At 51.5% G+C, this 12,634-nt stretch carries 10 protein-coding genes; 6 read left to right on the forward strand and 4 right to left on the reverse strand.

The window, feature by feature from the left end; genetic code table 11:
* From VMT62_15900 to miaA, 4 genes are all read right to left on the reverse strand, one after another.
* Positions 1–529: ATPase, T2SS/T4P/T4SS family (locus tag VMT62_15900; protein HVN97913.1), on the reverse strand; the 529-nt coding region annotated here is incomplete at its 3' end.
* A 4-nt stretch (positions 530–533) separates the two neighbouring features.
* Complete coding sequence (locus VMT62_15905) at positions 534–1,565, reverse strand: type IV pilus twitching motility protein PilT (protein ID HVN97914.1); 1,032 nt, start codon at positions 1,563–1,565, stop codon at positions 534–536.
* Between the two features lie 278 nt (positions 1,566–1,843).
* The gene (gene scpB, locus VMT62_15910; protein ID HVN97915.1) at positions 1,844–2,368 is read right to left on the reverse strand and encodes an SMC-Scp complex subunit ScpB; all 525 of its coding nucleotides are present in this window, start codon (positions 2,366–2,368) and stop codon (positions 1,844–1,846) included.
* Complete coding sequence (gene miaA, locus VMT62_15915) at positions 2,359–3,288, reverse strand: tRNA (adenosine(37)-N6)-dimethylallyltransferase MiaA (GenBank protein ID HVN97916.1); 930 nt, start codon at positions 3,286–3,288, stop codon at positions 2,359–2,361. The genes scpB and miaA overlap by 10 nt, the downstream gene beginning before the upstream one ends.
* Before the next feature lie 50 nt (positions 3,289–3,338).
* Between miaA and VMT62_15920 the strand changes: the two genes are divergently transcribed.
* From VMT62_15920 to VMT62_15945, 6 genes are all read left to right on the forward strand, one after another.
* Positions 3,339–5,162, forward strand: a complete 1,824-nt coding sequence (locus tag VMT62_15920) for a PBP1A family penicillin-binding protein (protein ID HVN97917.1) — start codon at positions 3,339–3,341, stop codon at positions 5,160–5,162.
* A 495-nt stretch (positions 5,163–5,657) separates the two neighbouring features.
* On the forward strand, positions 5,658–6,983 hold the full coding sequence (locus VMT62_15925) for a PAS domain S-box protein (GenBank protein ID HVN97918.1): 1,326 nt from the start codon (positions 5,658–5,660) through the stop codon (positions 6,981–6,983).
* 221 nt (positions 6,984–7,204) lie between these two features.
* On the forward strand, positions 7,205–8,404 hold the full coding sequence (locus VMT62_15930) for a 2-hydroxyacyl-CoA dehydratase family protein (GenBank protein ID HVN97919.1): 1,200 nt from the start codon (positions 7,205–7,207) through the stop codon (positions 8,402–8,404).
* Positions 8,401–10,878 (forward strand): CoA transferase, encoded by a 2,478-nt coding sequence (locus VMT62_15935; protein HVN97920.1) that lies wholly within the window; start codon positions 8,401–8,403, stop codon positions 10,876–10,878. Before VMT62_15930 ends, VMT62_15935 begins: the two co-directional genes overlap by 4 nt.
* Positions 10,879–10,901: 23 nt before the next feature.
* Positions 10,902–12,194 carry a 2-hydroxyacyl-CoA dehydratase family protein gene (locus tag VMT62_15940; GenBank protein HVN97921.1) on the forward strand — a complete coding sequence of 431 codons (1,293 nt, stop codon included), beginning with the start codon at positions 10,902–10,904 and terminating at the stop codon, positions 12,192–12,194.
* A 40-nt stretch (positions 12,195–12,234) separates the two neighbouring features.
* On the forward strand, positions 12,235–12,634 hold a 400-nt coding region (locus VMT62_15945), incomplete at its 3' end, for a hypothetical protein (GenBank protein HVN97922.1).

Raw genomic sequence — 12,634 nt, forward strand, 5'->3', positions numbered from 1 at the left:
GGGTTACTATGCTCATTTTGTGCTCATGGATGAACTCTACGGGGTCCTCGACGGTGATGATGTGCCCCGGCTGATTTGAGTTTCTATAATCGATGATCGACGCGAGGGTCGTAGACTTACCGCAACCTGTCGCACCGACGACGAGTACAAGACCCCTTTTTGTCATGGCGATTTCTTTGAATATTGGCGGCAGGCCCCAATCGTCTATAGTCTTTATGTTGAGCTTGATCTGTCGAACAACGATCCCCACAAAGCTTTTCTGCCTGAAAATGTTCACCCTGAATCTTCCGTACTGGGGGGTGTAGAGGGCAAGGTTCATCTCCATCTCTTCTTCGAATTTCTTTTTTTGCCTCTCGTTCATTATGGCATTGGCGATCCGAGCCGTATCGTGCGGTGTGAGCGGCTGGGCATCCGCAAAAGGGGTGACAATGCCTTCAACGCGGAAAGAAGGCGGCACTCCCACCGTGAAGTAAATATCCGAAGCATCCGTCTCGATCATATACTTCAAATATTGCGCGATGATTTCCATGGCATCACCTTTGACTGCTGAGATAGAAGGAGACCTCGTCTCTTGTCACCATATTTTTGCCAATGAGGTCCTGACATGCCGCTTCCATTGTCTGCATTCCGAGACCTTTGCTCGTCTGGATGATCGAAGGAATCTGGGCGATCTTGTTCTCGCGGATAAGGTTCCGTATGGCAGGGGTGGCGATCATGACTTCGAACGCGGCGACCCTTCCTCTGCCGTCTCTTCTCTTGAATAAGCTCTGCGATATGACGGCTTGTAGAGAAGCGGAAAGCATGGAGCGAACCTGATTCTGCTGGCCCGCGGGAAAGACGTCGATGATTCTGTCTACCGTATCGGGAGCGCTGCTCGTGTGCAATGTGGCGAACACGAGATGTCCGGTTTCCGCTGCGGTGAGAGCGAGCGATATGGTCTCTAAGTCCCTCATCTCGCCCACCAGGATCACGTCGGGGTCTTCCCTGAGGGCGCTCCTCAAAGCCGCGGAAAAACTCTTTGTATGGGGTCCCAATTCTCTCTGATTGAGAAGACATTTCTTGGACAGATGAAGAAATTCTATAGGATCCTCAATGGTAAGGATGTGTTCCTTCTTGTTGTCGTTGATGAAGTCGATGATAGCCGCGAGGGTCGTAGATTTACCGCTTCCCGTGGGCCCCGTCACGAGAACCAGGCCTTTTTCCAGAAGGGCCAGGTCTTTAAAGACCTTGGGAAGATAGAGCTCCTCAAAAGTAGGAATCTTGCTCGGAATGGTTCTGAAGACGGCTGATTCGCCCCTTTGCTGTTTGAACACATTCACCCTGAACCGGGCCAGATCTCCGAGACTGAAGGAAAAATCGAGCTCCATGAGCTCTTCAAAAACCTTTCGCTGAAAGTCACTCAAAATATCATAGATCATGGTATGCACGTCCTCTTTGTCGAGGGCGGGCAGATCCACCTTTGTCATCTCGCCGTGCACACGTATGATCGGTGGCTCCCCGGAACTGATGTGCAGGTCCGATCCCTTACTATCGATGACAAAGCGGAGCAGTTCAGAAATATCCATGGTTCCTCCTATTTTCTGGGGCTCACGTCGCCCCCTCCACGAGCACAGCTCGCGGAGCCTTCCCCTCTCGCGACTGAAGTCGCTGGTTCGGCTGTCTGTGCGGGGCCTATCATCTGCCCCCTCCACGAGCACAGCTCGCGGAGCCTTCCCCTCTCGCGACTGAAGTCGCTTTGGGTTTTACTATGGGCCCTTGAGGTTTCGGCTTCGGGCGAAAACCATGTGCGATCCCAGACCTTTCATACTTCGAACCCGCGTCTCCGAAGACCCGTCTTCCGCTGCTATGGGTTAAGTCCCAACGATTCTATATCCTTGTATGTCGGCAGGTCTTCAATACTTCTTAAACCATATACCTCAAGGAACTTTTCCGTGGTCACGAAGGCGATCCGTTTATCGCCGGCGCCGTTCTTGCCGGAGATTCCTATGAGCCGTCTCTCCAGAAGGAGCTTGATGGCTCTCGAAGAATCTACCCCCCTTACGGAGTCGATCTCTTTTTTAGTCAACGGTTGCTTGTAGGCGATAATCGAAAGGGTCTCGAGCGTCGATTTGGTGAGACCGACATCTTTCTCGCGCACAAATCGTTTTGCCCATTCCCTGTATAAAGCCCTGGTCTTCATCTGGTAGCCGCCCGCTACTTCTGCAATCTCTACGGCCCTCTCGGATCCGTTGTATTCCTCACAAAGTTCGTGGAGAAACCGTTCGACCTCTTCCGGCGGATACTCTTCAAGCCTTTTCTTGAGCTGCTTGACCGCCACAGGTTTTGATGACGAGAACAATATAGCTTCTATAATTCTTTTCAGTTCCATAGGTTCAAAAATGCGTCCACTTTATCTGTTATTGTTTCCGAATCACCGGGATATTCGAACCAGTACATATCCTTTTCTTTTGCAAACCACGTAAACTGTCGTTTGGCGTAATGTCTCGTCTGTTGCTTTATATCTTTTACCATATCTTCATAGCGAATGGAACCTTTAATGTAGAGCAGTATCTCTCGGTATCCGATGCCGGAAAAAGGTTTCACCCCATCGCTGATCCCGCCTGAAAGAATAGCCTTCACCTCTTCAACCCAGCCTGCGGCGAGCATCTCTTCAACACGGGCATCGATGCTCGCATAGAGCTCTGCCCTGTCTTTTCTTAAACCGATTCTCAATATATCATAGACAGGGTGCTTAAAGCCGTGATCTTTCTCAAGATCGGTCACCTTTTTGCCGGTAACAAGAAAGATCTCCATCGCCCTCACCACCCGAATTCTATCTTTAAAACTTATCCTCATGGCATAGTCCCGGTCTATTTCCCTGAGTCGTTCATAAAAGGCGAGAGGGTCCTGAGCATATTCTTTTTGAAGTCTTTCCCTTATTTCACTATCCTTTTCCGCTTTGAAGAGTCCGTAGATCAGCGCCCTGAGGTAAAGGCCGGTCCCACCGACAAGAATGGGCAAGAAGCCACGGGACAGCACGTCCTCGATAGCGTGATCGGCCATCTCCTTGAACCTGGCCGCGTGGAATTCTTCGTGGGGTTCGACGATATCGACGAGGTGATGGGGGATTGTCTTGCGCATCGTCGAATCGGGTTTTGCCGTGCCGATATCGAAGTGCCGGTACACCTGCATGGAATCACAATTGATGATCTCGCCGCGAAACTTGTCCGCAAGACGAAGCGCCAGGGATGATTTGCCGGTGCAGGTGGGTCCGCTTATGGAAACGATTTTCCTCTTGTTTGATAACATCAGTGATATAAAGTATACTATAGGCCCGGATGTATTCAAGAGTTATCAAATTGAGCATTCTCTTTGTGCTGGTACCCGCTCTCTTCGGGGTGAGTTTCGGCTACGCACTCGTAAATTACCTCGAGATCCCGGATGTCAAGCAGCTCGAGACCTATCGTCCCAAATCAGCCACCCGTCTCTTTGCTGACGATGGAACGCTTTACGCGGAGTTATACGTGGAGAAGAGGGTTCCCATTCCCATCACTGAGATGCCGCGACACTTAAGGCTCGCGTTCATTGCCATTGAGGATGTGAGATTCTATAAGCATTTTGGCGTGGACATCCGGGGCATCGGGAGGGCCATTTATCGCAACATCATGAGGAAAGGTATTACCGAGGGGGCGTCAACCATTACGCAGCAGCTCGCGCGGAATCTCTATCTCACCCCTCAAAAGACGCTCAAGAGGAAGATCGAGGAAGCCATCCTCGCGATCCAGATCGAGCGGACATACTCGAAAGATGAAATCCTCAACATGTATCTCAACCTGATTTATCTCGGGGAGGGCGCTCACGGGGTCGAGGCCGCGTCGTATACCTATTTCCACAAGCATGCACGGGAGCTCTCACTCGATGAGTCGGCGATGCTCGCCGCCATGACCAAGTCTCCATCGCGGCTTTCTCCCTATAAGAACCCTGCGAAAACAGTGGAACGAAGAAACACCGTGTTAAGAAAAATGTATGATGCGGGATTCATCAGCAAAGAAGAATATGCAAATGCCGTGCATACTGCCCTTGCCATAGCGCCGTTCAAAACCTACGAGAAGAAGACGGGGTATTTCACAGAGTACGTAAGGCAAACGCTGGAAGATCTGGTGGAGGATCCGCAGGAGATCTATACTACCGGGTTTAATATCAAGACCACCTTGAGTCTGAAGATGACGGACTTTGCTTACGAGGCCATTGAAAAAGGCATTCAGGCCTATCAGAAACGCCATCCACAGGCAGAACCTCCCGAGGTGGCGCTCGTAGCCATGGAAGTGAAAACCGGGGAAATCAAGGCTTTGATCGGCGGCAGGGATTTCTCGTCGTCGCCTTACAACAGGGCGGTCCAGGCCAGACGACAGCCGGGCTCCGCTTTTAAGCCGATTATCTATCTCACCGCCCTGGAGCAGGGCTTCAAACCGGACATGATACTGCGTGACGCGCCCATCTCGTTTAACAACCCGCATAACGGGTCGGTGTGGAGTCCCAAGAACTATCATAACGAGTATCACGGCGATGTGACCATGCGAAAAGCACTCGAGCTTTCCTTAAATACCGCGACCGTGAGACTTCTTGAAAAGGTTGGCGTTGAGAACGTGATCGATATGGCAAAGCAGCTCCATATAACGAGTAATTTTGAACCGAATCTCTCGCTTTCCCTGGGCACGACCGAGATAGCACCCATAGAACTAGCCGCGGCCTACGCCACGTTTGCCAGAGGCGGCACATACATGCCGCCCATGGCTTTCAGGACAATTACCACCATCGAAGGCGAGGAGAAGTACAATCAGGAGATTCCCGAGGAACCGGTAGTGACGCCGGAGGTCGCCTACGGTCTTGTTGATATGATGAAGGGTGTGATCCAGAGAGGTACCGCGAGGGCAGCGGCAAAAATGCCCTATTATCTGGCCGGTAAGACGGGCACTACGGACGAATCCAGGGATGCCTGGTTCATCGGATTTTCGCCCGATCTTTTATGCGCCGTTTGGGTCGGTTATGACAAGAAGATCAACCTGAGCAGAGAAGCCGGTGCGTCTGTAGCCCTGCCCATCTGGATGGATTTCATGTCCAAAGCCCTGCAGCAGTACCCGAACGAAGATTTTGTGGTGGAAAAGGATGCTTATACCCCTTGAGCCCAAAAAGGCGTCTCTGCATCATCGGTGTTGACAGGAAGGCCAGTTGAAAAAAAGTGTTTTATATGGTATTCTAGAGGTGCTTGATTAAGTAGCTACCAAACCCCGCCGCTTCACTGACCGTACCGGTCAAGTCATCCCCCCCAACTGTAAGCGGCGGGGCTCTTTATACCCTTTCAACTCAGGAAACATTGGTCTCGATTATCCTGAACCCGTATCCAACTCGTAGAGACAACAGATTTACTTGCACCGAGGAAAATTGTATACTTGGGAAAAATGCTCGTGATAAATAACGCAAGTTCTGTGCAAGATGGCGTGAAGAGGTAAAACGCCATGCCGTGGAATAAACGTTTTGCACGGGTCGTTATTTACATCTTTTCGGGATGAGGGCCGCTGATTTCGCAGGCTGGCGAAGTTTTGAACACGACGCCGGGCAAAGAAAAAGAATCTATCGGATAATGGCTTATCCTCCAGTTGGGGATTGAGGAGCGTCTTTTGAGACAGGCCGAAGACGAATTAACAATGCGCGAGACACGATATGGTGCCCTCCTTGAAACAGACCTCGAGGCCATATGCTGCTTTCTCCCGGACACAACGCTCACCTTCGTAAATAGGGGCTATTGCAAGATCTGCGGCCGAAAGCATTCGGATTTGATCGGACGCAAGTGGAAGGAGTTTGTGCCCGAAAACGCGCGCGGAAAGATTATCCGGACCGTAGAGACAATCGCTTATGAAATGCAGGCGGGGCACTATGAGCATGAGGTCATCACGTCGAACGGACAAGTAAGGTGGGTCGATTGGTACGTATATCCGATCACGGATGAGGCAGGGAGGCTCGTTGAATTCCAGTCAGTGGGGCGGGACGTAAGCGGCCAGAAACAGACCGAACGTGCGCTCCGCGAAAGTGAACAGAGGTTTAGGGACCTTGCCGATAAATCACCCGTCGGCATTTATCTCCTTGAGGATGGGGTTGCTAAATACCTGAACCAGCCATTCGCTGATATGCACGGCTACACGGCGGACGAACTGATAAATCGGAATACGCTCAAGACGCTCGTCCATCCGGATGATTGGGACAAGGCCGAGAGACGTTCTGTGGACCGACTCAAAGGAGGGGTTGGACCCAAGGGAAAGTTCAGCTTTCGAGGTGTAACCAAGGCCGGCGAAACTATTTATGTCGAGACATATGCTGCGGTGACGACTTACGAGGGACGGCCCGCGGTCATAGGCACCGGTATTGATGTGACGGAGCGGATACGCATCGAAGAAGAATTGAAGAACTATAAGGACCATCTGGAAAAACTGGTCGAAGAAAGAACCATGCAACTGAATCAGGCAAACGAAGAACTTCAGCAGGACATAGCGAGAAGAAAAGAGGTCGAGAGCGCACTTGACGCCAAGTCGCGAAGTCTCGAAGAGGTAAATACCGCCCTCAAGGTATTACTCCGGCAGCGAGAGGATGACAGGAGTGAGCTTGAAGAAAAGGTCTATTCCAATGTGAAGGATTTGGTCCTTCGTTACACCCACATGCTGAGAGAGACGCGCCCGGATTCAAAGCAAACCGGTCTTCTCGACATAATAGAGGCGAACCTCAACAAGATCATCTCTCCGTTTTCGAAGAGGTTAAGTGCCTTCGATTTCACCCCGAAAGAGACGGAGGTGATTTCCCTGATCAAAGAGGGCAAAACCAGCAAAGATATCGCAGATCTTTTGGGCGTCTCCCTGGACGCAATCAGTCAGCACAGATACCAGATCAGAAGAAAGTTGAGCCTCAACCGAAAAAAGACCGGCCTCAGGTCGTATCTGTTGACCCTCGAATAGCGCAGTGTCACTTGAAAGTTATGCCCGGCCACTCTCGTTATCCTTAAGATGGTCTTCCCCAGATATGATGATTTTCCTCATACTATACTCTAAGTTTTTTCATATTCTCCAAAATATATATTTATTGTAGCATTCCTAATAACGTTCAAGGGTACAAACGCTCCGGAAGCTTCACGATTGTAAGGTTCCCATTTGGAAGATAGAAGAGAGCGCACGCCGTTATGAAAGCTGGCAAACAAATGAAGCCCCTCGATATCATGGAGGATTGCTACCGGCACCGAGACCTTGCAGCCCGAAAATGGAAGAAAGCGGGAGGGAAGGTAGTCGGGTACCTCTGCGTCGACGTGCCGGAGGAACTGATAATGGCGGCTGGTTTCTTTCCTCTCAGATTGAGCGGAGAACCATGGGCCGGCACAGCTCAGGCGGACAAATATACTGCACCGGTGTACGAGGGATTCATTCGTTCCATATTTCAGATGCTTCTTACCGGCGCATATGATTTTCTGGATTTTCTGGTTATTCCTCATTCCAGAGACGCTATTGAAGCACTCCATTCGATACTTTCGACGGTGAAACATATAGAACCCACCGGGAAAATTCCGGAACTCTTCTTGTTTGATACACCCCATACAAAATTCTGGCGCTCAAGTCGCTACTTGCATGAAAGGGTCAAGGAATTCAAGGTACGACTGGACGACTGGTCAGGCAGAGAGATCACCGAGAGATCGATCTCAGAAGCCATCAAAACGTGCAATGAAAACAGGAGAATCCTCAAACAGATCGAGGCTCTCAGAATCGCTGATCCTCCTCGTGTTTCTGGCGTGGAAGCGCTTCAACTTATCGGATCTTCAATGTTTATGCTAAAAGAGGAACACAGTAATCTACTCGGTCAGTTTATTGACGGGGCAGGCCATCTCCCTCCAAAAGAAGGAATGAGGCTTTTTGTGGAAGCAAGCCCGCTTGACAACGTGCAGTTGTATGAAATCTTGGAGGCCTCTGGAGGTGTTGTCGTGGCTGAGGACAACTGTTGGGGTAACCGGAATTTTGACACCTTAGTGGATGAATCACTCGATCCTTTAGAGGGGCTTGTTACGCGATATCAAAAGAGATCGCCGTGTCCGCGCATGTACCCTTTGAAAGCGCGTGTTGATTACTGCGTAAGGAGCGCCAAAGAAGCCAGGGCTCAAGGCGTGGTCTTCAGCATTCTTGAGTGGGACTACGCCCAGACTTGGGAATACCCGGACGAGGAAAATGCGTTCAAAGCGGAAGGTATCCCCGCAATCACCTTCAAGAAACAAAAATACTTGATCCCCGAGGCAGATAAGGAAGAAATCAAGGCGCGGATGGAACGGTTCGTTGAGACTGTTGCGCGTAGCCTTTCTATTTGTAGCCCGTTGAAAGAGGGGGAGAAAAGCAGATGACCGACAGTCTTTTGAATGGATTACGGGCCCTCGATCTAACCGACGAGAAAGGGGCGATATGCGGAAAAATTCTTGCGACCTTCGGCGTCGAGGTGATTAAGATAGAGCCGCCTGGCGGTGACCCGGAAAGAAGGATGCCACCTCTCTTTAATCGAGAAGGGGCAACCCAGCTCGGCCTCGCGTGGCTCGCGTCCAATACCGACAAGCAAAGCATCATTCTTGATATAACGACCAAAGAAGACCAGGAGCGTTTCCTCGAACTAGTGGCTGTATCGGATTTTGTGCTTGAGTCTTATACTCCTGGCTATCTCGATACCCTCGGACTTGGCTACAAAGCGTTGAGGCGCGTCAATCCACGAGTTATCCTGACCTCTATTACGCCCTTCGGGCAGGCCGGTCCATACGCTCATTACAAGGGAGGTGAACTCATCGCCTCGGCCATGAGTGGAGTCATGGTAACAAACGGGGATCCGGGCAGACCCCCGTTGAAGGAGGGACCCGATTCCATCCGTTTCGAATCCAGCGCCGCAGCAGTAGCAGGAACCATCATTGCGCACTATCATAGGGAGCAAAGCGGTGAAGGACAACAAGTGGATGTCTCCCTCCAGGAGGTTCCAGCGAAACGGACATCGACGAACCTTGCAGTATGGGAATTTGATAGACGCCTGATACCGCGTAATGGCACCGCCCGGACATTCGGCGTCCACTCGACCCAGTGGATATGGGCATGCAAGGATGGTTACGTTTTCTGGAACTTTCTTGGCGGCCGGTTCAACGCCGACGCTAACCGGGCACTCTCGAGATGGATAGACGAAGATGGCATGGAGAATCCCTTGAACCGAATCGCCGACTGGGAGACGTTTGACATGGCTGCCGTCTCAAAAGAAGACATCGAAGCCCAACAGAGCGCTATAGCAAGGTTTTTTCTGAGACGCACGAAGAAAGAGATTGCCGATGAAGGTCTTAAAAGGGGAATCAACGCCTGCGTGGTCCATAACCCTGCCGACGTCCTCCAAGTCGTTCAATTACAGGCACGTGGATATTGGACGACACTCAAGGAACCTGATGTGGAAAGTTCTCTCGTGTATCCTCGCCACTATTTTCTCTCAAGTGAGACGGAGAACTTCGTGAGACGGGCGGCTCCGATCACGGGTGAACATACCGAAAAGATTATGGCGAGTCTCGCGGGGGCGCGAAATCGAAAAAGCCAGGCGAATAGGCCGGGCGTCGAGAAACCGCCGGCCCACAGTGCCGATAATGGAAAACAGGCCCTGGCAGGAATAAACGTTCTGGATTTCGGATGGGCTCTGGTCGGGAGCCTCACGGGCAAGTACCTTGCTGACCATGGCGCTCAGGTGATCCGTGTCGAGTCACTCAACCGTCCTGATTTTACTAGGGCCAATCGATTGACGTCCGGCTCCTCAGCAACCAATCCAGATGACAAACCTTGGTTCACGCACTATAACACCTCAAAGTTAAGTTTGAGTCTTGATCTTAAGCACCCTAGGGCTCGGGATATTGTCGAGGGGCTTGTACGATGGGCCGACGTACTGAATGAAAACTTCACACCGGGGACCATAGGAAAATTGGGTTTCGGTTATGACCGCATCAGGCAGATCAAACCCGATATTATAATGCTTTCGGCGAGTGCTTACGGTCAGACAGGACCCATGGCACAGGAGTGGGGTATCGATGGAACGGGCTCATCCCTCTCCGGCTATCTCGACCTCACCGGCTGGCCGGATAAGAGTCCCGTGGGCCCCAATCCTCCCTACAGCGATACGGTGGTTCCTTTTTTTACGGTCTCGGCCATCGTTGCCGCCCTCGATTACCGGCGGCGCACGGGAAAAGGGCAGTACATTGATGCGAACATGCTCGAAGTGAGCGTGCACCAGATCACGCCCGAGCTCCTCGATTTTCAGGCAAACGGCCACCTAAGAAGCCGAAGTGGTAATCGGATCGCGCACGCTAGCCCTCATGGGGTTTTTCCGTGCAAGGGCGATGACAGATGGTGCGCCGTAGCCGTCTTCACCGATGAGGAATGGCAGGCGTTATACGGCGTCCTAGGAAATCCAGCCTGGGCCGTGGGACGAAAATTCGCGACCCTCGAAGCAAGAAAGACGAATGAAGATGAGCTCGAAGCACACATCGGAGAGTGGACAAAGGAACGCACGGCAGAGGACGTGATGAAGATGCTGCAAGCCGTTGGTGTAGCGGCTGGCGTGGTTCAAACAGCGGAAGACGTTATGGAACACGATCCTCAACTTAATGAACGGGAATTCCTTCTCCCTCTTAAGCATCCGGTAATCGGTGTGTTTGGCCACCCCACCCCTCCGTTCAAATTACTCGGTACAAAGGCACAGATAACGACGTCACCATGCATGGGAGAGCACAACGAGTTTATCTGCAGAAAGCTCCTTGGCATGTCAGATGAGGAATTCATCGAACTGGAGCAGGCGAAGCTCTTCATTTAGAAGCTACGAGAGGAATAACAAAGATGGCCGAATATGCGGGCAAAGATGCGGGAGCCCAAAGCCGAAGTTGGGAGACACAAAGAAGCAAAAAAAAATTGAAAAGCTCGGAAGCCGTCGGGATATATCAGAAAGACTGGTTCCAAAACGTGAAGGCGCGCATCGACGCGGGAGAGCCTTTTGCCATCTGCAACGCCGATGAAGCGGAAGAGATTTTTCTGGCCATGGATATCCCTGTGATTACTAAACAGTGGTGGTCAGCTGTGATATCTGCCAAACGGCTCTCTTCATACTATTTTGATCTGCTCGAACGGGAGGGCTACGACCTGTGCCGCTACTGCGTGCTTGGACTTGGCTGTACCATGGACAACGACCCCGGCCGGGCACCCTGGGGCGGATTGCCGAGACCATCAATCATTATAGGAAGCACGGACTGTGATGCCGGACTCAGGGTCAGTGAAGTATGGGCTCGGCAGTACGGTTCTTTTCTCTTTCCCATTGAACAAACTTCTCAGCGCATGCCCTATGCGCATTGGTGGGAGAAGATTCGAGATCACTGGGATGATGTGATCGAGCCTCACCGCATCGATCTGAGGGTCGATGAGTTGAAGGAACTCATTAAGTTCCTTGAGGTGACTACTGGAAGAACCCTGAGCCATGCAAGGCTGAGACGGGTTATGGAACTCGTGAACCAGCAGGAAGACTATTTCGCTAGGGCCAGAGACCTCATAGCCCGAAGCAAGCCGTGTCCCGTCACGCTGGCGGACCAGCTTGCCAATTACCCGCCGCAGTGGCATAGGGGCACGGAGCATGGGGTCCGGCTCACCCGAATGTTCTACGAGGAAGTTAGGGAGAAGGTCGAGAAAGGCGAGGTAGCCTGTCCTGGCGAGAAGATCAGGCTCATGTGGATAGGTGTGGGTCTCTGGGCAAACACCTCCTTTTACCAGTACTTTGAGGAGAATTACGGGGCGACCTTCGTCTGCTCCATGTACCTCTCCATTGCAGCTGACGGCTATGCCCGGGCTGTTCTCCACGATGACCCCTTAAGGACGCTTGCTGGGCGCCATGTCTTCCTGGGCCTAGGGGATGACGACTGGTATGTGAAGGAAGCGAAGAATCATCAGGTACAGGGAGCGGTCCAGATGGTGACAGAGAATTGTAGGCTGAGTATGCGCGCTCCTCTCACGGCAAAGGTGCTCGAGCGAGCCGGCATACCTGTGGTGTCGATCTCCTGTGACAACGTGGATGCGAGGGCATGGGATGAGGAAAAGATTCGGGCTCTGGTCTCGGATTTTATTGAAAAGAGAATTTTGGGCTGAGATGATGCATGACAAAAGACTTAAGAGGGAGGAAATGAACATGGAAAAAGTGAGAAACAGTTTAGTTCTTTTGATCGCTGTGAGTTTTCTGATGTTGGGCCTGTCGGGTATCACCATGGCACAGCAGGGCAAGGTCATCGAAATCACCTACGGAACACCCTTTGGTCCGGACAATCCATTCAGTATTGTTGATCAGAAGTGGATGGCCAAGGTGGAAAAAGAGACGAACGGACAGTTAAAATTCAAACCATACTGGGGTGGGGCGATCATTGGCGGCAGGGACGCTGCGGAGGAATTGAGACAGGGTGCCGTGGATATGGCTTTTATTAATCCTACAACGACCAAAAGTGGCTTGCTGATCACAAAGGCAAGCATGATCTTCTTCTATGGGATAAATGATCTGAATGTGGGTGATAAGGTTTTTAAGGAAATGCTTGCCA

Source organism: Syntrophorhabdaceae bacterium (assembly GCA_035541755.1).
Taxonomy (GTDB): Bacteria; Desulfobacterota; Syntrophorhabdia; order Syntrophorhabdales; family Syntrophorhabdaceae; genus PNOF01.

Bases quoted from the DNA above. Each gene is read 5' to 3' on its own strand.
- VMT62_15905 (HVN97914.1), bottom strand. From the start codon at position 1,565: ATGGATATTTCTGAACTGCTCCGCTTTGTCATCGATAGTAAGGGATCG.
- scpB (HVN97915.1), bottom strand. From the start codon at position 2,368: ATGGAACTGAAAAGAATTATAGAAGCTATATTGTTCTCGTCATCAAAA.
- miaA (HVN97916.1), bottom strand. From the start codon at position 3,288: ATGTTATCAAACAAGAGGAAAATCGTTTCCATAAGCGGACCCACCTGC.
- VMT62_15930 (HVN97919.1), top strand. From the start codon at position 7,205: ATGAAAGCTGGCAAACAAATGAAGCCCCTCGATATCATGGAGGATTGC.
- VMT62_15935 (HVN97920.1), top strand. From the start codon at position 8,401: ATGACCGACAGTCTTTTGAATGGATTACGGGCCCTCGATCTAACCGAC.
- VMT62_15940 (HVN97921.1), top strand. From the start codon at position 10,902: ATGGCCGAATATGCGGGCAAAGATGCGGGAGCCCAAAGCCGAAGTTGG.